This window comes from Kribbella shirazensis, assembly GCF_011761605.1.
Lineage (GTDB): Bacteria > Actinomycetota > Actinomycetes > Propionibacteriales > Kribbellaceae > Kribbella > Kribbella shirazensis.
The window spans coordinates 6,872,097-6,890,708 of sequence record NZ_JAASRO010000001.1 but is presented as its reverse complement, the minus strand read 5'-3'; the positions used below and the strand labels follow the sequence as shown (position 1 = coordinate 6,890,708).

18 protein-coding genes are annotated in these 18,612 nt (G+C 69.5%); 10 read left to right on the top strand and 8 right to left on the bottom strand.

Translation table 11 applies throughout. The features are described 5' to 3' along the window. The first annotated feature begins 3 nt into the window (after nucleotides 1-3). Nucleotides 4-375, top strand: coding sequence for a class I SAM-dependent methyltransferase (locus BJY22_RS32960; protein WP_202891368.1), 372 nt, complete (start codon nucleotides 4-6; stop codon nucleotides 373-375). A 282-nt stretch (nucleotides 376-657) separates the two neighbouring features. Next, nucleotides 658-936 (top strand): YciI family protein, encoded by a 279-nt coding sequence (locus tag BJY22_RS32955; protein WP_167214747.1) that lies wholly within the window; start codon nucleotides 658-660, stop codon nucleotides 934-936. Between the two features lie 11 nt (nucleotides 937-947). Here the strand turns inward: BJY22_RS32955 and BJY22_RS32950 are convergent, their stop codons facing one another. Then, nucleotides 948-2,165, bottom strand: a complete 1,218-nt coding sequence (locus BJY22_RS32950; protein WP_167214744.1) for a type II toxin-antitoxin system Phd/YefM family antitoxin — start codon at nucleotides 2,163-2,165, stop codon at nucleotides 948-950. Between the two features lie 174 nt (nucleotides 2,166-2,339). Between BJY22_RS32950 and BJY22_RS32945 the strand changes: the two genes are divergently transcribed. Further along, nucleotides 2,340-3,866, top strand: coding sequence for a helix-turn-helix domain-containing protein (locus BJY22_RS32945; protein ID WP_167214741.1), 1,527 nt, complete (start codon nucleotides 2,340-2,342; stop codon nucleotides 3,864-3,866). On the opposite strand, the gene BJY22_RS32940 is transcribed toward BJY22_RS32945, so the two are convergent. Then, a complete protein-coding gene (locus BJY22_RS32940) occupies nucleotides 3,831-4,694 on the bottom strand; it encodes an alpha/beta hydrolase (protein ID WP_167214738.1) in 864 nt (287 codons plus the stop codon). The two genes, BJY22_RS32945 and BJY22_RS32940, sit on opposite strands and share 36 nt — an antisense overlap. A gap of 83 nt (nucleotides 4,695-4,777) precedes the next feature. Here BJY22_RS32940 and BJY22_RS32935 point away from each other — a divergent pair, with 83 nt between their 5' ends. Next, nucleotides 4,778-5,404 carry a TetR/AcrR family transcriptional regulator gene (locus BJY22_RS32935; protein ID WP_337759700.1) on the top strand — a complete coding sequence of 209 codons (627 nt, stop codon included), beginning with the start codon at nucleotides 4,778-4,780 and terminating at the stop codon, nucleotides 5,402-5,404. Here the strand turns inward: BJY22_RS32935 and BJY22_RS32930 are convergent. After that, nucleotides 5,344-6,597, bottom strand: a complete 1,254-nt coding sequence (locus BJY22_RS32930; protein WP_167214735.1) for an MFS transporter — start codon at nucleotides 6,595-6,597, stop codon at nucleotides 5,344-5,346. The genes BJY22_RS32935 and BJY22_RS32930 overlap by 61 nt on opposite strands. Further along, nucleotides 6,594-7,133 (bottom strand): winged helix-turn-helix domain-containing protein, encoded by a 540-nt coding sequence (locus BJY22_RS32925; protein ID WP_167214733.1) that lies wholly within the window; start codon nucleotides 7,131-7,133, stop codon nucleotides 6,594-6,596. Before BJY22_RS32925 ends, BJY22_RS32930 begins: the two co-directional genes overlap by 4 nt. 72 nt (nucleotides 7,134-7,205) lie before the next feature. Between BJY22_RS32925 and BJY22_RS32920 the strand changes: the two genes are divergently transcribed. Next, a complete protein-coding gene (locus tag BJY22_RS32920) occupies nucleotides 7,206-7,814 on the top strand; it encodes a dihydrofolate reductase family protein (protein ID WP_167214730.1) in 609 nt (202 codons plus the stop codon). Here the strand turns inward: BJY22_RS32920 and BJY22_RS32915 are convergent. Beyond that, nucleotides 7,798-8,523: a DUF899 family protein gene (locus BJY22_RS32915; RefSeq protein ID WP_167218967.1), complete on the bottom strand. Its 726-nt coding sequence runs from the start codon at nucleotides 8,521-8,523 to the stop codon at nucleotides 7,798-7,800. The genes BJY22_RS32920 and BJY22_RS32915 overlap by 17 nt on opposite strands. A 114-nt stretch (nucleotides 8,524-8,637) precedes the next feature. On the opposite strand from BJY22_RS32915, the gene BJY22_RS32910 reads away from it, so the two are divergent. Next, complete coding sequence (locus BJY22_RS32910) at nucleotides 8,638-9,864, top strand: deoxyguanosinetriphosphate triphosphohydrolase (protein ID WP_167214727.1); 1,227 nt, start codon at nucleotides 8,638-8,640, stop codon at nucleotides 9,862-9,864. Between the two features lie 2 nt (nucleotides 9,865-9,866). Here the strand turns inward: BJY22_RS32910 and BJY22_RS32905 are convergent, their stop codons facing one another. After that, the gene (locus tag BJY22_RS32905) at nucleotides 9,867-11,735 is read right to left on the bottom strand and encodes a sialidase family protein (RefSeq protein ID WP_202891366.1); all 1,869 of its coding nucleotides are present in this window, start codon (nucleotides 11,733-11,735) and stop codon (nucleotides 9,867-9,869) included. Between the two features lie 98 nt (nucleotides 11,736-11,833). On the opposite strand from BJY22_RS32905, the gene BJY22_RS32900 reads away from it, so the two are divergent. Further along, nucleotides 11,834-13,075 carry an NAD(P)/FAD-dependent oxidoreductase gene (locus BJY22_RS32900; protein WP_167214724.1) on the top strand — a complete coding sequence of 414 codons (1,242 nt, stop codon included), beginning with the start codon at nucleotides 11,834-11,836 and terminating at the stop codon, nucleotides 13,073-13,075. Here the strand turns inward: BJY22_RS32900 and BJY22_RS32895 are convergent. Continuing rightward, complete coding sequence (locus tag BJY22_RS32895; RefSeq protein ID WP_167214721.1) at nucleotides 13,072-13,920, bottom strand: TolB family protein; 849 nt, start codon at nucleotides 13,918-13,920, stop codon at nucleotides 13,072-13,074. The genes BJY22_RS32900 and BJY22_RS32895 overlap by 4 nt on opposite strands. Nucleotides 13,921-13,960: 40 nt before the next feature. On the opposite strand from BJY22_RS32895, the gene dnaG reads away from it, so the two are divergent. After that, nucleotides 13,961-15,871, top strand: a complete 1,911-nt coding sequence (gene dnaG, locus BJY22_RS32890) for a DNA primase (protein ID WP_167214718.1) — start codon at nucleotides 13,961-13,963, stop codon at nucleotides 15,869-15,871. On the opposite strand, the gene BJY22_RS32885 is transcribed toward dnaG, so the two are convergent. Continuing rightward, nucleotides 15,868-16,866, bottom strand: coding sequence for a phosphotransferase enzyme family protein (locus BJY22_RS32885; RefSeq protein WP_167214715.1), 999 nt, complete (start codon nucleotides 16,864-16,866; stop codon nucleotides 15,868-15,870). The genes dnaG and BJY22_RS32885 overlap by 4 nt on opposite strands. A gap of 61 nt (nucleotides 16,867-16,927) precedes the next feature. Here BJY22_RS32885 and BJY22_RS32880 point away from each other — a divergent pair, with 61 nt between their 5' ends. After that, a complete protein-coding gene (locus BJY22_RS32880) occupies nucleotides 16,928-17,566 on the top strand; it encodes an RNA polymerase sigma factor (protein ID WP_238350531.1) in 639 nt (212 codons plus the stop codon). After that, the gene (locus tag BJY22_RS32875) at nucleotides 17,563-18,612 is read left to right on the top strand and encodes a CU044_5270 family protein (protein ID WP_167214712.1); all 1,050 of its coding nucleotides are present in this window, start codon (nucleotides 17,563-17,565) and stop codon (nucleotides 18,610-18,612) included. Before BJY22_RS32880 ends, BJY22_RS32875 begins: the two co-directional genes overlap by 4 nt.

The window sequence follows — 18,612 nt, the reverse complement described above, 5'->3', positions numbered from 1 at the left end:
GCGATGAGCCGCGAGAAGCTGCGCACGACCTTCGGTGAGGATGCCGAGTTGTACGACCGGGTTCGGCCGGGGTATCCGCGGGAGCTCTTCGACGAGGTTGCGCGGGTGGTGGGTGAGCGGCCGAAGGTGCTGGAGGTCGGCCCGGGGACCGGGCAGGCGACGGCCCCGATGGTGGAGCGGGGCTGGGACGTGACCGCGGTCGAACTCAGTCCTGGGCTCGCGGAGGTCCTGCGGCGGAAGTTCCCGGCGGTCGGGGAGATTCGGGTCCGTCGAGTGCCGGAGATCCGTGTGGGAGCAGGAGTATTCGCGCGACGAGTACCTCGAACTTCTGTCCTCGTACTCGGGTCATCGGGCCTTGACAATCGAGCGGCGTGACCGTCTGTACGACTGCATCGGCGGTCTGGTCGATGCGGCCGGCGGTTCGGTTACGAAGCGTTATCTGAATCAACTGTCCGTAGGAATTTCCCTTGACCAAACCCTTGCATTGCGGCCCGCGGGACGGTGAGAATAACCGGGCGGGAAGGGAGATCACTCGTCGACTTTCGGGTCTGACCTGAACCGGCCGCTGTGGCGGCTCGTGACTCCCTTTCCCGCACCAAATCCCTTTGTTCCAAGGCCGATCCAGGGCCTCGCGGGTCATGCCCTAGAGTTCTGGCCATGGCTCAATTTGTCGTGCAGCTGTGCTTCGACCTCGCCGAGACCGACCGCCGGATGGAGGTCCGCCCGGCGCACCGCGAGTACCTCGCGTCCCTCAAGGAAGCGGGCAAGCTCGTCGCCGCCGGACCCTTCACCGACCAGACCGGCGCACTGCTCGTGTACGACGTCGCCGACGAGGCCGAGCTCCGCGACATCCTCGCCAAGGACCCGTACACGCCGGCCGGCGTCTACGAGATCGCGACGCTCGCCGAGTGGCAGCCGCTGTTCCCGCTCAGCTGAGTCGCGCCGGGTCAGACGTCGGCGCCTTCGAGGTTCAGGTGGTCGACGTACGCCCAGAGCCAGACCAGGGGAGCGAGGACGAGTTCGGGATCGTCGTCCTCGTCGGCGATGAAGAGCATCGAGGCTTCGCCGTTGGTGATGTCCTCGATGACCGCTTCGCACATCTCGAGGGCGATGTCGAAGGGCAGCAGCCGCGGACCGTTCTCCCAGCGGGGCTGAGGTAGCGGGAGCACCGGCGCCTCGTCGGTGCCGTCCAGCTCGACCGACACCTTCTGCAGCTCCTCGTACAGGTCGTACGAGATCAGCCCCGCGAGCGGCCGCCCGTCGAGGCCGACCAGGTACGGGTCGTCGGCGCCGTCGCGGAACGCGTCCCGGATGTCCGGCAGCGCCGCCTTCAGATCGGTCGCCTCGAGGTACGGCGCTTCGTCCGGCTCCTCGGCCTCCGCCTCGACCAGCCCGCTGCGCATCTGGTCGAACTGGTGGAGCAGCCCGTTCAACTCGTCGTACGCGCCGCCGCCCGGCGCCTTCTGCGCCCGTGCCTCCAGGTCCCGCAGGTGCTCGACGAGGTCGTCCTCGAAGTGCAGCTCGTACCGCGGCAGGCCCGGCTCGCGGCCCGCGTTGATCTGCGCGACCAGCTGCGTCGACACCGGACCGAGCCGCTCGGCGAGCACCTCGAGCGGCGTCGTCGGCTTCTCCTCGTCGTCGTGGACGCAGGAGTCGTCCTCGCCCTTCCCGCCGCCGTCCATCGCGAGCAGCACCTGGAACGCCTGGAAGGAGAGCAGCGCCGCGGTCGCCATCGTGCCGTCGCCGATCAGCATCAGCGGGTTCCCGCCGGCCTCGGTGCGGCGCAGGTGGTCCGGCATCAGCGTCGCGGCCTGCTCGACGTTCACCTGGCTGGCCAGCGACGACAGCCCGTGGTCTGTGTCGACACCGAGCAGCTCGACGAGGCGCTCCGAGCTCATGTCGAAGTTCGACCGCAGGTAGTACCGCAGCCAGCCGGCGTCGACGGGATTGCCCAGCAGCTCTGCGATCCGCGCCCGGAAGTCGGCCAGGTCCGCGATCGCCAGCACCACGAGCACCGGCTGGTCGCCGTCGCCGATCACCAGCGGCCGGGTGTCACCGTTGTGGAACCCCTCGATCACCTGGTGCAGGCTGTCGGCGGCTGCTTCGAGTGGCCAGGACTCCGCCTCGAACTCGTTGACCACCGCGGCGGAGGTGTCGTCGGGCATCTGCTGGTCCTCTCCGGGGTGCGGCGGGAGTTGGGGGTAACTGTAGGCTGCGGGCGTTTCACCAGGTCACATGGGTCCTTGTCGACCTGGGTACCGGTGTCCAGGTGACATTCGCTACGCTGCCAACGGCGGGTCGACACCGTCGTATCTCACATGTGAGATAAGGTCCGGGCCATGACCGACGACTACCTGAGCCGGATCGGAAATCTCATCCGGGACGCCCGCAAGCACCGCGGCTGGACGCAGACGCAGCTGGCGGAAGTGCTGAACACCAGCCAGAGTGCGGTGAACAGGATCGAGAAGGGTCATCAGAACCTCACCCTCGAGATGCTCGCCCGGATCGGCGAGGCGCTCGATTCCGAAATTGTCTCTCTCGGCGGCGGTCCGGTCCACCTTCGCGTCGCCGGCGGACGTCAGCTGTCCGGCGCCATCGACGTCAAGTCGAGCAAGAACGCCGGTGTCGCGCTGCTCTGCGCCAGCCTGCTGAACCGCGGCCGGACGACGCTGCGCAAGGTCGCCCGGATCGAGGAGGTCAACCGCCTGCTCGAGGTGCTGAACTCGATCGGCGTACGGACCACCTGGCTGAACGACGCCGGCGACCTGGAGATCGTGCCGCCGGCCGACCTCGACCTGAGCTCGATGGACGCCGAGGCGGCCCGCCGGACCCGTTCGATCATCATGTTCCTCGGCCCGCTGCTGCACCGCGAGGACGCCTTCGAGCTCCCGTACGCCGGCGGCTGCGACCTCGGCACGCGGACCGTCGAGCCGCACCTGGCCGCGCTGCGTCCGTTCGGCCTCGAGGTGAAGGCGACCGGCGGGCAGTACCACGCGCTGGTCAACCGGACGATCACGCCGGGCAAGCCGATCGTGCTGACCGAGCGCGGCGACACCGTGACCGAGAACGCGATCATGGCCGCCGCGCGGTACGACGGCGTCACGGTGATCCGCAACGCCAGCCCGAACTACATGGTCCAGGACCTGTGCTTCTACCTCGACCTGCTCGGCGTGAAGATCGACGGCATCGGGACCACCACGCTGACCGTGCACGGCAAGGCCGACATCGACGTGGACGTCGACTACGCGCCGTCCGAGGACCCGATCGAGGCGATGAGCCTGCTCACCGCGGCGATCGTCACCAAATCCGAGATCACCATCTGCCGGGCGCCGGTCGAGTTCCTGGAGATCGAGCTCGCGCTGCTCGAGGAGATGGGCCTGGAGTACGACCGCAGCCCGGAGTACCTCGCCGAGAACGGCCGCACCCGGCTCGTCGACCTGACCACCCGGCCGTCGAAGCTGCACGCGCCGATCGACAAGGTCCACCCGATGCCGTTCCCGGGCCTGAACATCGACAACCTGCCGTTCTTCGCGGTGATCGCGGCGACCGCCACCGGGCAGACGCTCATCCACGACTGGGTGTACGAGAACCGGGCCATCTACCTCACCGACCTGAACAAGCTCGGCGGCCGGGTCAAGCTCCTCGACCCGCACCGGGTGATGGTCGAGGGACCGACGCACTTCTCCGGCGCCGAGGTGATGTGCCCGCCGGCGCTCCGCCCGGCCGTCGTCACGCTGATCGCGATGCTGGCCGCGAAGGGTACGTCGGTCCTGCGCAGCATCTACGTGATCAACCGCGGTTACGAGGACCTGGCCGCCCGCCTGAACTCGCTAGGCGCTCAGATCGAGACCTTCCGCGACATCTGACTCGACATCCGACGGGACCTCCTGCAGGAAGGCGATCGCTTCGGTGATCACCGCCGGGTCCGAGAGGATCCGGCGGTGACCCAGACCGGTCGTCGGCAGGAAGTGCGCACGCTCGCCGTAGTTCCGGAGCAGCACCTGCGCCTGCGCCGGATGTACGACGTCGTCCTCGTCGTTGTGGATCACCAGCAGTTCGGTCTTGCCCGGGGCGACCGAGAACCGGGTCCAGATCTGGTCGTCGCTGTCGAAGTACCGGCGCTCGATCCACCGCCGCAGCTCCCGGTTGACCTTCGGGCCCAGCCCGAGCTCGGCGCAGAACGCGTCGGTGAGATAGCCGAAGTCCGCCACCCCGCTGATCATCACCATCCGCTGCGCGGCGACGCCCTCGCGGACGGCGTAGAGCGCGAACGGTACGCCGAGGGAGTGCGCGATCACGCCCTCGAACGGGCCGTGCCGCTCCTCCAGGGCGCGGATGATCCGCTGGTGGCCGAGGATCGACACCACGTCACCGTCGGAGTCGCCGTGTGCGGGAGCGTCGTACGAGACCGGGCTGTACCCGAGCTCGAGCAGCCGGCTGATGAACCCGGCGTACCGCGAGGCGCGCGAGCGCCAGCCGTGCACGAGCAGTACCGGGCGCTCGCCGTCACCCCAGCTGTAGGTCTTCACATTGTCGACAATCTCCACCCGTGCGGCGTCGTGGACGGCCTGTTCCTCGGGGCGGACCCGGCCGCGGGCGAGCGGGCGGCGCCACAGCGCGAACGCGAGCCGTCCGCCGAGTCGTGGTGACAACACTCCGATTGTCTGCAATCCGACGCTGACCAGCTTCTGCATGACACCCCTCCGGCAAACTATACGAACGGTCGTATTATTAGTTTTGGTCAGCCTAGCAGTCAATGGACTTAGGATCAGTGCTCGTGGAGAAGGTCGACGGACGGTTGGCGCGCGGTGATCAGACCCGTCGTGCCGTCCTGCGTCGCGCGGTCGAGATCGCGTCGGTCGACGGGCTCGAGGGGCTGTCGATCGGGCGGCTCGCGACCGAGCTCGGGATCAGCAAGAGCGGCCTGTTCGCACACTTCGGCTCCAAGGAGGAGCTGCAGCTCGCGACGGTGCGCGCCGCGCGCCGGATCTACGCCGACAGCGTGGTGATCCCGGCGTACGAGGTCGAGCCCGGCCTCGGGCGGGTGTGGGCTCTGAGTCGGTACTGGCTGGACTATTCACGCAGCCGGGTGTTCCCGGGTGGGTGCTTCTTCCAGAAGGTCTCGCACGAGTTCTCCGCCCGCAACGGCGCCGTGCAGGAGTATCTGGCCGCCGTGCACACCGAATGGATGGACCTGATCGAGACCGCGGTGGCCGAGGCGATCGAGCGCGGCGAGCTCGCCGGCGACCCGAAGCAGCTCGCGTTCGACCTGAACGCGTACTACGAGGCCGCGAACCTCGCCTCGATCCTGCACAACGACGAGGCGGGGTACGAGCGCGCGCGTCAGGCGGTGCGGTCCCGCCTGGAGGCGGCCATCGTCCCCGGTACGCCCGCGCCCTGGTGAGTCGGAAGGTCGCGGTGCCGGCGGATCGGTGACGCGAGCAGGACGAGGCCGGCCAGCGGCACGCCGGCCGTCGTGATCCAGAGCGCCGGAGTCAGGCCGAGCGTCTGGCCGAGCGTCCCGCCCAGGAGCGCGCCGAGTGGGATGGTGCCGTAGTTGACGAACGCGGTCGTCGCGGTGAGCCGGCCGAACAGTTCTGGCGGGCAGTAGGACTGCAGGAACGTCGCCTTCACGACGTTTCCGCCGACCACGCCGAGGCTCACGCCGAACGCTCCGACCAGGTAGAACCACGGGCTCGCACCGCCCAACGGGATGAGCAGGGCGAGGGTCGGCAGGCCGAGCTCGCACAGCAGCAGCGCCCGCGCCGTACCGAACCGCATGGCGTGGCGACCGACGAACGCCCCGAGGATGCCGCCGCTGGACGCCGCCGCGATCAAGCCGCCGACAGCGCCCGCGGTGAGTCCCGCCTCGCGGACCAGGAAAACGACGACGATCGCTTGATAGCCCATCAGTGCGAGATTCGAGACCGCGCCGAAGATCGTCAACGTCCGCAGCCAGACGTCGTGGGCGACCAGCCTGATCCCTTCCCGGATCGCGCCGGCCTGTCGAGGGGTGTGCGTACGGCGTTCCCGGAAGCGGATTGCGACGAGGCAGAGGAGAGCCGCCAGGAAGCTCGCCGCGTCGACGAGCAACGCGTTCGCCGCACCGATGAGCTGGACCAGGAGCCCGCCGCACCCGAGTCCTGCGATCTGCGCCGCGGATGCGCTGCCGTGCAGCTTCGCGTTGCCCTCGGCGTGGTCGGGTGCGGCGAGAAGTGTCGGGAGATAGGCGGTGTACGCCGTCTGGAACACCACCGACGCCGCGCCGACGAGTACCGCGACGACCAGGAGCAGCTGGATTGTCAACAGATCACCGGCCAGCGGAACCGCCGCGAGCAGGAGGCCCGAGGCAGCCGAGGATGCGAGCATGACCGGTCGTCGCCGTACCCGGTCGATCCAGGCGCCGGTGGGCAGACCGATGAGGAGCCACGGCGCCCAGGAGGCCGCGGTCAGGAGACCGATCTCGAAGGTTGTTGCGTCGAGCATCGAAATCGCGACCAGTGGCAGTGCGACCGTGGAGGTCGCGCTGCCGAACCGGTTGATCGTCTCGCCGAACCAGAACAGGCGGAAGTCGCGGTGCGTCCGCAGGAGGCTCATGAGCGGCGCGGGAACGACTGCAGCTGGACGATCACGCGCTCGGCGCCGTCGGCGGACTCGGTCCCTGTGTAGCGATCGATGACCGCGCCGAGCTCTTCGTTGAGGTTGTGCAGTTGCTCCGGAGTCAGGTGCAGGTCGCGCCAGTCCGAGAGGCCGGCTGCACGCTGCCATTCCGCGGGCCAGTCCTCGTCGATGTAGGCGCGGACGCGGTCGTAGTAGCGCTCGACGAGGTCACGCAGGTACACGTCGAGCGCGCGGCGCGTCTCCGGGTCGTCGAGGAACTCGGACGGATCCAGAACAGTGCGATCGGGGACGCGCCACCAGCGCTCGCGCTTCGTACCGCGGTCGGGATCCTCCTCGAGGTACCCGTGCTCGGCGAGCAGTCGCAGGTGCCAACTGATCGTCCCGGTGTTCTCGCCGAGCCGTGTCGCCAGCGTGCTCGACGTGGCCGGTCCGTCGAGCTCGATCGCCTCCAGGATGCGCATCCGGAGCGGGTGGGCGAGTCCGCGCAGACTCCGGGCATCGATGCGTCGCATGGTTGCAGAGTACTCTCTGCAGAGAAGTCTCTGCAATCAGGAATTGTCGGCGGCCTTTCCTAGGTTTGGGACATGCGGCCTCATGTGGTGGCACAGCTCGCGGTCTCGCTGGACGGGGTGACGTCGGGGTTCGACGTCGACCTCGCGCGGTTCTACGCGCTGGCGACGCTGTGGCAGGAGGACGTGACGCTGATCGACGCCGACACGATCCTGGCCCAGGAGGACGTCGTACGTGCCGCTCCTCGGCGCGGTGCGCGGGAGGACGGGCCGCTGCTCGCGGTCGTGGACGATCGGGCCCGGGTCCGCAGCTGGGAGTCGTTGCGGGAGCTGGGCTACTGGTCAGGAGTCCTCGCGTTGTACGCCGACCAGACGCCGGCTCGCCCGCTCGACGCCACGACGCGCGAGCTCGTCACCGGCTACGAGCAGGTCGACCTGACCGAAGTACTCGAGGTCCTCGGGCGCCGGGGCGCACGGACCGTCCGGGTTGATTCGTCCGGCGCGTTGCTCCGGGCGAGCCTCGCGCTCGGCCTGGTCGACGAGCTCGCGCTGCTCGTGCATCCGGTGATGGTCGGAGGCGAACGCTGGTGCGACACCCGCCGCCTCGGCCTCCGTCACGCGGGGACGGAGGTCTTCGAGGACGGCGTGATCTGGATGCGCTACTGCGTCACGTCCGGCCGCTGAGGTCGTCGTCGCGGCCGGCCTCGACGCGGGACCACTGGGAGATCGGTCGGCCGTTCGCCGTCAGGCCACCGCATTCCCAGTCCTGGGGCCAGCCGGCGGGCGAATCCTCGTGGTCCTCCTGGCGTCCGTAGACGGTCAGGTCCATCAGCGAGTAGCTGTTGTCCATCACCTCGACGCCACGCTGGGTCGTCCACCAGGTCTCGTACACGCGATCGCCCTCGCGGACGTAGGACACCAGGTGCATCATGCCGGTCGTCCGTCCGACGAGGAGCTCGTCCAGTGACGGCAGAGCGGAGTACCACGGCATCGTCCAGCCCATGAAGTCGTGGTAGCGGATGCTCTCCTCGAACGGTCCCTGACAGAACACCGCGAACGTGATGTCGCGGGACTGCAGGTAGGACAGCTCGCCGACATGCGTGGTGCACCACGTGCAACCCTGGCACTGGTCGGTTGCGGGCTTCCCGGGGTGCCACATGAAGTAGTACGCGAGGAGTTGCTTGCGTCCTTCGAAGGCGTCGAGCAGGGTCAGGGGCCCGTCGGGGCCGGTCAGCTCCAGGTTGGCGTCGACCTCGACCGCCGGGAGGCGCCGGCGGGCCGCGGCGATCGCGTCACCCTCGCGGGTGTGCGCCTTCTCGCGGACACGCAGTTCGTTCAGTCGTGCCTCGAAGGTCTTACGGTCCGTGACCTCGGGCAGCGGTGTATTCGCCATGCTCACGGCACTTCCTCTCCATCGATTCCGTGGTACCCGATACGTCGGAGCCGACGCGATCTCCTTGACACACGTTCACGGAAATGTCGGTCGTCGTCGCTAGATTGAGAGGTGATGAGGAAGCAGCATGAGGGGTACGACGAGCACGACGCGGAGCGCTGGGTCGCCGAGCCGGTCAAACGGCCGGGGCGGACGGCGTTCGCGCGTGATCGGGCGCGCGTGCTGCACAGTGCGGCGTTGCGGCGGCTGGCAGCCAAGACCCAGGTGGTGACGGCCGGCAGCGACGACTTCGTGCGGAACCGGTTGACCCACAGCCTCGAGGTCGCGCAGATCGGCCGGGAGCTGGCGGCGACGCTCGGCTGCGATCCGGACATCGTGGACGCCGCGTGCCTGGCGCACGATCTCGGGCATCCGCCGTTCGGCCACAACGGCGAGCGGGCACTAGACCAGGTCGCCGCGGACATCGGCGGCTTCGAGGGGAACGCGCAGACCCTGCGCCTGCTGACCCGGCTGGAGTCGAAGACGTTCGACGCCGACGGCCGCAGCGTCGGGCTGAACCTGAGCCGCGCCACGCTCGACGCGTCGACGAAGTACCCGTGGCCGCGGCGGGCGGGGGACCGGAAGTTCGGGGTGTACGACGACGATCTCGCGGTCTTCACGTGGTTGCGGCCGGGAGTGGGGGAGCGGCGCTGTCTCGAGGCGCAGGTGATGGACTTCGCCGACGACGTCGCCTACTCCGTGCACGACGTCGAGGACGGCATCGTCGCTCATCACATCGACCTCGCCGCGGTCGACGCCGAGCGGGCGCCGTACTGGGAGACCGTCCGGCGGATGTACTTGCCGGAGGCAACCGACGCCGAGCTGGACGAGGGCTGGGCGCGGCTGACCTCGCTGCACTACTGGCCGGGCGCCGCGTTCGACGACAGCCGACGGGCCCTGGGCGGTCTGAAGGACCTCACCAGCCAGCTGATCGGCCGGTTCGCGACCGCGGCCGAGCAGGCGACGCACGCCGTCTTCGGTCGCTCGCGGCTGATCCGGTACGAGGCGGACCTGGTCGTGCCGGACGGGACCCGGACCGAGATCGGTCTGCTGAAGGGTGTCGGCATGTTCCACGTCCTCAACTCCCCGGAGCGCCAGGCCCGCCGCGCCGTCCAGCGCGAGCTTCTCTCCGAGCTGGTCGAGGCGCTGTGGAAGAACGCACCACAACACCTCGACGCTCCGTTCAAGGCCGACTTCGCCGCGGCGCCCGACGACAACGCCCGCCTCCGCGTCGTCGTCGATCAGGTCGCCTCTCTCACCGACCCCTCAGCCCAGGCCTGGCACACCCACCTGACGGCCTGACATCAGCCGACTGTGGTGAACGGCAAGGCGAGGCCCAGTTTGCTGGTGACGGGCTTGTTGGTTTCGCGGACTTGCTGCAGTTCGGCGTCGGACAGTGCGCGCCGATAGACGCGGACCTCGTCGAGCGAACCCTGGAAGCGGTTCGCGCCGTCGACACGCTGGCCGATGTGAATGCCCTGCACACCGAACTCCTTGCCTGCCGTGACCGAGCCCGCCGGTGCGTTCGCGGAGCCTGTCTCGACGCCGTCGATCACCAGCCGCAGCTTCCCGCCGGTCCGTTGCAGTACGACGTGATGCCAGGCGCCGTCGTTGTACGCCGACGCCGACTGGACCGTCACGTTGAAGCGATCGACCGCCAGCAGCGCCCGGATCCGCTTGCTCTCCGGCTCCGCCCGCAGCCACACCTGCGGCGTACTGCCCGACCCGGTCCGGTACGCCCACAGGATCGCGTGCGACCCGGTGGTCGCACCGTACCTGATCCACGACATCAGCGTGAAGTCGTCCGCCCCGAGATCGATCGACGGGTCGTACGGCACCTCGACGTAGTCGTCCACCCCGTCCAGCGCGATCCCGTTCCCGAACTTGCCCGCGGCAACGGTCGCCCCGCCCCGCACGTACGCCGGATTGTGCGCCGGCCCGGCATCAGGCGTCAGGGGTCCCGGCGCCGGCGGCCCCGGAATGCCCGGCGGCGTCCCGTTCGGCGTCGACAGGTACGCCTCGTTGAACCGCGCCCAGCGGATCGACTCGTACGGATTCGCGACGCCCGCCTCGTACAGCAGTCCGGCCTCGTCCCCGTCCAGCCGGACCATGTCGGAGTACGCCGACGGGCCCCAGTAGAAGACCTTCCCCTGCTCCCACGTGCCGAACGACCGCGCCTCGTCGTACGACGACCGCACCGTCATCACCTCGCGCGCGGCCGGATGCGCCGGCGCCGAGAACAGGATCCGGTTCTGCTGATCGCCCTCGTCGCGTGCGCTGAACCGCAGCAGTGAGCCCTGCACATCGGGCATCTCCAACTGCGGGAGCGTCCGGAACGGCGCGTCGAAACTCGCACCGCCGTCGCTGCTGGTCGCGGCCGCGCGGCTGCCCGGATCGGTGCCGCGTTCCCGGGCGAGCGCGTAGATCCGCCCGTCGGTCAGCTCGACGACGGTGACCTCCTGCGCGATCACGGATCCGTCGCCGCGTGAGGTCGTGGCCCCGATGTGCCAGGTCTCGCCGGCGTCGTCGGAGTACAGCAGATGGGTGCCGTAGATGTGCGGCCCGGCACCGTCGTACGTCTCGAAGCTCGCGCCGACGATCAGCCGGCCGGCGTGCGGGCCGTGCTCGAGCTGGATGCCGTGCATCGGGCCGGTCGCGTACCAGAAGTTCCAGCTCGGCAGCTTGGCGTCGGTGAGCTCGCGCGGTGCGGTCCAGGTGGCGCCGAAGTCGTCGCTGGTCTGGACGTACGGGTCGCGGTCGCAGCCGTTCGTGCAGGGCTCCGGGCCGTTGTGGGTCGTGACGAGGACGATCCGGCCGGTCCGCTTGTCGACGATCGGGACCGGGTTGCCGTGTGTGCTGCCGTTGCCGTCGGAGACCACCTGCAGCGGTCCCCAGGTCTTCCCGCCGTCGGTCGAGCGGCGCAGCACGAGGTCGATGTCGCCGTCGTCGCCGCAGTCCGCGACCCGGCCCTCGGCGAACGCGAGCACGTCGCCGTTCGTCGCATGCACGACGGCGGGGATCCGGAAGCAGGCATAGCCCCCGGTCTTCTGCTGGAACAGCACGCTGTCCTCGACGAACGGTGCTGACTCGTCGGCGTGGGCGGTCGGGGCGGTGAGGCCTGTGAACACCAGTAGGGCGGCGGCCGTCAGACGGCCTGGTGTGAGTACGCGCATTGCTCTCCCGGTGAGGACATAGGACGTATTATGTCCTCCGAAAGGTAGTCATGAGAGTCGTCGGCGACAAGGGGTCGGGGAGGACTATCGTTCGGGTCATGGCTGATGCAGAGCAGATCGTGATCGTCGGTGCGAGCCTCGCGGGAGCGACCGCGGCCGAGACCCTTCGCAAGGACGGCTGGAGCGGCGGCATCGTCCTGATCGGCAGCGAGCAGTCCTTGCCCTACGAGAGACCGCCGTTGTCGAAGGACGTCCTGCTCGGCAAGGCGGAGACCGGGTCCGCGCAGTTGCACGACCAGCAGTGGTACGACGACAACACGATCGAGCTCCGCCTCGGTACGACGGTCACCGCGATCGATCCGGCCGTGCACACGGTCACGCTCGACGACGGCTCACAGGTGCAGTACGCCAAGCTCCTGATCGCGACTGGCAGTCGCGTCCGCCACCTCGACGTACCGGGTGCGGAGCTGGACGGCGTGCGCTACCTGCGGACGGCCGAGGAGTCGCAGGCGCTGACCGACGCGTACGCCGCGAAGCCGCGGGTGGTCGTCGTCGGCGCGGGCTGGATCGGGCTCGAGGCCGCGTCGGCGGCGCGCGAGCGTGGGTGCGAGGTGACGGTCGTCGAGCCGCAGTCGACGGCGCTGGCCGCGGTACTCGGGGAAGAGATCGGTGAGCTGTTCGCCGAGTTCCACCGGCAGCACGGTGTGCAGTTCCGGTTCGGGACCGGGGTCGAGGGCTTCGAGGGGGACGGCAAGGTCACCGGGGTCCGGGTGAGCGGCGGCGAGGTGCTTCCGGCGGATCTGGTGATCGTCGGCGTCGGCGTCCGGCCGAACACCGAGCTCGCCGAGGAGGCCGGTATCGAGGTCGCGACGCCGGAGAACGGTTCGGGCATCGTCACCGGTCCGGATCTGCAGACCTCGGCGGCGGACGTCTACGCCGCCGGGGACGTGGTGCGCTGGGAGCACCCGCTGTTCGGCCGGCCGGTCCGTGTCGAGCACTGGCAGAACGCGAAGGACACCGGCGTCTCGGCCGCGAAGGCGATGCTCGGGCAGGACGTGGCGCACGACGCGATCCCGTTCTTCTTCACCGACCAGTTCGACCTCGGGATGGAGTACGCCGGTGACATCCCGCGCGGGACGTCGTACCAGGTCGTCCTCCGCGGTGACCCGAAGTCCGGCGCGTACGTGGCCTTCTGGCTCGACGACGACCGGCACGTGCTGGCCGGGATGCACGTCAACACCTGGGGCGCGATCGACGCGGTCCGCGACCTGATCCGCTCCGGCAAGCAGGTCGACCCGGCCCGCCTCGCCGACACTTCGGTGGAGCTGTCGGATGTCTAGAGCGGGTAGGTGACGTACGCGAACGACGAGCTGTCCGGCGACCAGCTCGGCACGTTCATCGTGCCCTGGCCGCCGAACAGGCTCGTCAGTTCGCGGATCTCGCCGTCGCGCGTCAGCAGGCGCAGGCGGACGTCGTCGATGTCGGCGGGATGTCCTTCGGTACCGGGCGGGAAGCTGACGTAGACGATGCACGACCCGTCCGGAGCGGGGTGCGGGAACCAGTTCACCCGCTCGTCGTCGGTGAGCTGCTCGACGTGCCGGTCGGCGACCCGGATCCGGAACAGCTGTGCCTGCCCGGCGCGCTCGGAGTTGAAGTAGATCCAGTCCCCGTCGGGGCCGTACTCCGACCCGTCGTCGGCGAACTCGTCGTCCGTCACCTGGACATCGGCGCCGCCCGCGGCCGGGATCGTCCAGACGTTGGTGATCCGCCGCTCGCCGACCCACTCCAGGCCGATGTACGCGAGCGTCGTACCGTCCGGCGACACCCCGTGCAGGTAGTGGTGGAACCCCGGCCCGCGGTCGTTGGTGACCCGCCGGCCGGGTCCGCCGCCGATCGGCACCGCGTAGATGTGCCCGTCGCCGGCCGACACGTAGACCGTCCGGCCGTCCGGAGCGACGACGTGGTCGTTGTTGATCGCCGGCACGCCGCCGAGCTCGATCTCCTCGAGACCGTCCGCGACCCGGAACAGCAGGCCGTTGCCGTTCACGATCAGCGTCCCGTCCGGCAGCCAGTTCGGCGCCTCGAAGAGCACGTCCGCCGAGGTGTACACCAGGCGGTGCTCGCCGGTAGTCACGTCGGCGACGTACAACTCGGATCGTTGACCGGGGCGCAGCGTACGAGGCATGCCCGCCAATCTAGATGATCCGCCCGGTTAGACTCGCGGGGTGGCAGGCCGGATCAAGGAAGAGGACATCGCGCTGGTGCGCGAGCGCGCCCGGATCGACGACGTCGTCGGCTCGTACGTGACCTTGAAGAACGCCGGCGGGGGCAACCTGAAGGGCCTCTGCCCGTTCCACGACGAGAAGTCGCCGTCGTTCAACGTCACGCCGTCGCGCGGGTTCTTCTACTGCTTCGGCTGCCAAGAGGGCGGCGACGTCATCGACTTCATCCAGAAGATCGACCAGATCACGTTCTCCGAGGCGGTCGAGACGCTGGCCGCCAAGGTCGGCATCCAGCTGCGGTACGACGACTCCGGCGCGCCGCTGCAGCGCGGTCCGGGCAACCAGCGGCCGCGGCTCGTCGAGGCGCACAAGGTCGCGGCCGAGTTCTACGTCGACCAGCTGTTCGGTGCGCCGGAGGCGTCGCCCGGCCGGCAGTTCCTCGACCAGCGCGGCTTCGACAAGGACGCGGCGGTGTACTTCGGGGTCGGCTTCTCGCCCCGCGGCGGCGAGGCGCTGATCAGCCACCTGCGCGGGCGCGGCTTCACGAACGCCGAGCTGGTCGCGTCCGGCCTGGCCGCCGACGGGCAGCGCGGGCTGTACGACCGGTTCCGCGGCCGGCTGATGTGGCCGATCCGGGACGCGTCGTCGGATGTGATCGGGTTCGGGGCGCGCCGGTTGTTCGACGACGACCGGATCGAGGCGAAGTACCTGAACACGCCCGAGACGCCGATCTACAAGAAGTCCAAGGTCCTGTACGGCGTGGACCTCGCCCGGCGCGAGATCGCCAAGGGCCGGCAGGCCGTGGTGGTCGAGGGCTACACCGACGTGATGGCGTGTCACCTCGCCGGTGTGCAGACCGCGGTCGCCACCTGCGGTACGTCGTTCGGCGAGGACCACGCGCGGGTGCTGCGGCAGTTGCTGCTCGATCACGACCAGTTCCGCGGCGAGGTGATCTTCACCTTCGACGGTGATGCCGCCGGCCAGCGCGCGGCACTCAAGGCGTTCGCGGGGGACCAGGCGTTCGCCGCGCAGACGTACGTCGCGGTGGAGCCGGACGGGCTGGATCCGTGCGACCTGCGGCTGCAGAAGGGGGACGCCGCGGTTCGGGAGCTGATCGGGCGGCGCGTCCCGCTGTACCGGTTCGTGCTGGGGAACGTGTTGTCGAAGTACGACCTGGATCGGGCCGACACCCGGATCGACGCGCTGCGGGAAGCTGCGCGACTCGTGATCAGCATCCGCGACCGGTCGAAGGTGGACGCGTTCACGCGCGAGCTGGCCGGGCAGCTGGGCATGGAGGTCGACCAGGTCCGGTCCGAGGTGTACAAGGCGGCGTCGCGCCCGGCCCCGGCCGATCGGCCCGGCGACCGCAACGGCAGCCGCCACACGGTCCCGGAGGTGAGCGCCGCGCCGGCGCCGCGGGTGGACGTCCCGTCGCCGCGGGACCAGCGGTTCGTGATCGAGTGGGACGTGCTGAAGGTCGCGATGCAGCACCCGGCGCTGGTCGGGGTCGCGTTCGACGAGCTGGACGACCACGACTTCACGCATCCGTGGCTGGCCGCGATCCGGGCCGCGATGGCGAAGGTCGGCGGGCCGGCCGCGGCGCCACCCGGTGAGGCCTGGGTGGTCGCCGTACGCGATGCCATCGGCAACGATCCGGCGGCCGCGGTCGTCGGCGCGCTCGCCGTGGACCCGCTGCGGCTCGGCCGGGATCCCGACGAGCAGTACGCGCAGGCCCTGCTCGCACGGCTGCAGGAGCTGACTTGCGCGCGCCGCATCGCCGACCTCAAGTCGAAGCTCCAGCGGACGAACCCGATCGACCGCGCGGACGAGTACAACCGCATGTTCGGCGAACTGATCGCCCTCGAGGCCTACAAGGCCGAACTCCGCAACCGCGCAATCTCCGGAGCGATCTAGCCGCGTCGCGGTCCGAGGCGGTCGTGCAATTCTTCCTGTACTTCGGGTAGGCGTTCGAGCATCACGAGGGCGGCTTGGTGGCGGGCGCGCGCGTAGTGCTCGAGTGACGGTCCTACCGGGGGTGGTTCGGCCAGCGGGAACGTCGAACCCAGGGTGTAGGCGCAGCCGACGGCGACTGTGGACGTTAGATCTTGCACGCGTGCTGCGGGGTGTTCGTCTCGGTAGGCGAGGAGGAGTTCGCCGAGGCCGTCGATCCACTGGTCGCCGAGGATGACCGTCCGGGGGTCGCAGCCGATCCGCGCGATCTCCCAGGCCGTGAAGTTCGGCCGTCCTGGGTGGAAGTCGATGACTGCGGCGACCGTGTCGTCGCGGAGCATCAGGTTGGGTGACGCCAGATCGCCGTGCAGGACCTGGACGGTCAGGTCGGGGAGGCCCTCGAGGATCTCGCCGGCCCTGCCTAGCAATGCTCGCCGTTCCTGGGCCGCCTCGCACGCCCACTCCTCGAACGGGCTCAACGACGCACGCGCCCGCAAGCTCGCGATCAACCGGTCGAAATTCCGCTCCGAGCGCACGACGTCGCGTGCCTCGACCGCCGGGCGGAGGGTCGGGGTTGCCGCGGGATGCTCGGACAATCGACGGTGGAGCCGGCCGACGACCGTTCCGACCGCGGGCCAGCGCGGTCCGGTGAGTCCGCCCTCGGCCGTCTCTCCCTCGACGAATTCCCACAGCGACATGGGCACGGCCTCGTCGATCAGGTCACCGGCGAGCGTCCGCCGTACCTCAGGCACCGGGACCCGGCCACGGCGCACGAACTCGGTCAGCTCGATCGCCGCGCGCTCTCGCTCGAGGTTGCCGCGGTAAACCTTCGCGAACCACCGCCGCCCGTCCTCGTCGACGACGCGGTAGTTGACCGTGTTGGTCCCCGCCGGGATGCGATGCAGTTCGGCAGCGCGAACGCCGTACGAATCCCGAAGCACTCGCCTGAGGTCAGGCATCTCGTCACCCGCTGGCACGACTCCAAGCATGCCGCACCCGAACCCATGCCAGACTCCGGCGATGGAGCGGGAACCGAATGTGGGGGAGCGGGCAGAAACAGGTATGCAGCCCGCCGTCCCCACAGTTCCCGTCGCTGGTTCCGAACCACCGGCGGACGCCGATGTGATCCGCGGCGCGACCCGGGAGGAGTTCGCGTTGCTGTTCGACCGCCACGCAATGACGATCCACCGATACGTCGCCCGTCGCCTCAGCACCGCCGACGCGGACGACCTCCTCAGCCAGACGTTCCTGATCGCCTACGAACGCCGGGACCGGTACGTCGGTCCCGCCGACGGCGCACTGCCCTGGTTGTACGGGATCGCCACCAACCTGATCCATCGACGACGCCGTTCCGAAGTCCGTCAGTACCGCGCGTATGCCCGCTCCGAGCCGGCCGGCCGCTACTACGGCGATCCGCTCGCCGGCGAGGTCGCCTCCCGGGTCGATGCCGAGGCGGCACAACGCGCACTCACCCGGGCGCTCGCCGGACTCCGCGAGCAGGAGCGCGATGTCCTGCTGCTCTACGCCTGGGAAGACCTCGGATACGCCGAGATCGCAGCCGCCCTGGACATCCCGGTCGGCACCGTCCGCTCCCGTCTGCACCGAGCGCGCAAATCCGTCCGCGCCGCGCTCGGCCCATCCTTCGAGGACCCGTCATGAACGACCTGGACCTGCTCAAGCGCTACCGCGAGGACACCGCGGCCGCTGCTCCCGAGGTACTCGCCGCCGCCCGCCGGCGACTCGTCACTCCGAAGCCCGACCGCACCCGCGTGGTGTTCGGGCAGCGGCGGATGCTGCTGGCAGGTGCGCTGGCCGTCACGCTGGCCGGCGGCATTCTCGTAACCGATGTGGTCGAACGCGGCGGTGCGACACCCGCGGGAACGGTCGCCGACGCAGGTACGTTCCTCGCGGACGCCGCCGCGGCGACCAGCGCCGAACCCGACGATCCGATCCCCGCAGGGAAGTACCTGCAGATCGACGTCGAAAGCACCCGGCTGGTCCCGCTCGGGTCGAACCCGCGGTTGCGCGCCACGCTGTACAGCGGTCGAACCACCTGGATCGCGTCCGATCGCAAACCGCCGTATCCCACCGCGATCGCGCCGACCTCCCGCGTGGAGTTCGCGAGTCCGGAGGCCCGTGCACTGGCGCGAAAGACCGCGCCCTACCTGTTCGTCACGACGAAGCCGGGCCTCGCGTTCAACCACTGCCCGACCATCGGCCCCGGCTCTGTCGGCCTGACCTGCGAGCCGAGCTGGACCCACACCACGTTCGAGTTCCTCGCGGCGCAGCCGCGCGACCCGGACGCCCTGCTCGCCGCGCTGCGCCGGGACCCGGCACCGATGGACGGCGACACTGCGGCCTGGCATCGCGTCGCAAGCGTCCTGAGCCTCGGCGTCGTACCGGCCGATCTCCGGGCCGCGCTGTATCAGGCCGTCCGCAAGCTACCCGGCATCGAACTGCTCGACGAGGTCGTCACCGTCGACGGCCGCCGCGCCCGTGCCATCGGCCGAGAGGGCGATGGGTACCGCACGGACCTGCTGATCGCCGAGGCGGACGGCCGGTTCCTAGGCAGCCGGACCGTCGTCACCAGGGACGGACCGCCGGACATCAACGGTCGACCCGAGCGCTCTCTGCGGGCCGGCGACATCCAGCGTTCTTCGGTCGTCACGACGCGCATCACCTCGACCCCACCACCCAGCAAGTAG

Coding starts and splice junctions, on each gene's coding strand:
- BJY22_RS32960 (WP_202891368.1), top strand. CDS start 4: ATGAGCCGCGAGAAGCTGCGCACGACCTTCGGTGAGGATGCCGAGTTG.
- BJY22_RS32955 (WP_167214747.1), top strand. CDS start 658: ATGGCTCAATTTGTCGTGCAGCTGTGCTTCGACCTCGCCGAGACCGAC.
- BJY22_RS32950 (WP_167214744.1), bottom strand. CDS start 2,165: ATGCCCGACGACACCTCCGCCGCGGTGGTCAACGAGTTCGAGGCGGAG.
- BJY22_RS32945 (WP_167214741.1), top strand. CDS start 2,340: ATGACCGACGACTACCTGAGCCGGATCGGAAATCTCATCCGGGACGCC.
- BJY22_RS32940 (WP_167214738.1), bottom strand. CDS start 4,694: ATGCAGAAGCTGGTCAGCGTCGGATTGCAGACAATCGGAGTGTTGTCA.
- BJY22_RS32930 (WP_167214735.1), bottom strand. CDS start 6,597: ATGAGCCTCCTGCGGACGCACCGCGACTTCCGCCTGTTCTGGTTCGGC.
- BJY22_RS32925 (WP_167214733.1), bottom strand. CDS start 7,133: ATGCGACGCATCGATGCCCGGAGTCTGCGCGGACTCGCCCACCCGCTC.
- BJY22_RS32920 (WP_167214730.1), top strand. CDS start 7,206: ATGCGGCCTCATGTGGTGGCACAGCTCGCGGTCTCGCTGGACGGGGTG.
- BJY22_RS32915 (WP_167218967.1), bottom strand. CDS start 8,523: ATGGCGAATACACCGCTGCCCGAGGTCACGGACCGTAAGACCTTCGAG.
- BJY22_RS32910 (WP_167214727.1), top strand. CDS start 8,638: ATGAGGAAGCAGCATGAGGGGTACGACGAGCACGACGCGGAGCGCTGG.
- BJY22_RS32905 (WP_202891366.1), bottom strand. CDS start 11,735: ATGCGCGTACTCACACCAGGCCGTCTGACGGCCGCCGCCCTACTGGTG.
- BJY22_RS32900 (WP_167214724.1), top strand. CDS start 11,834: ATGGCTGATGCAGAGCAGATCGTGATCGTCGGTGCGAGCCTCGCGGGA.
- BJY22_RS32895 (WP_167214721.1), bottom strand. CDS start 13,920: ATGCCTCGTACGCTGCGCCCCGGTCAACGATCCGAGTTGTACGTCGCC.
- BJY22_RS32885 (WP_167214715.1), bottom strand. CDS start 16,866: ATGCCTGACCTCAGGCGAGTGCTTCGGGATTCGTACGGCGTTCGCGCT.
- BJY22_RS32880 (WP_238350531.1), top strand. CDS start 16,928: ATGGAGCGGGAACCGAATGTGGGGGAGCGGGCAGAAACAGGTATGCAG.
- BJY22_RS32875 (WP_167214712.1), top strand. CDS start 17,563: ATGAACGACCTGGACCTGCTCAAGCGCTACCGCGAGGACACCGCGGCC.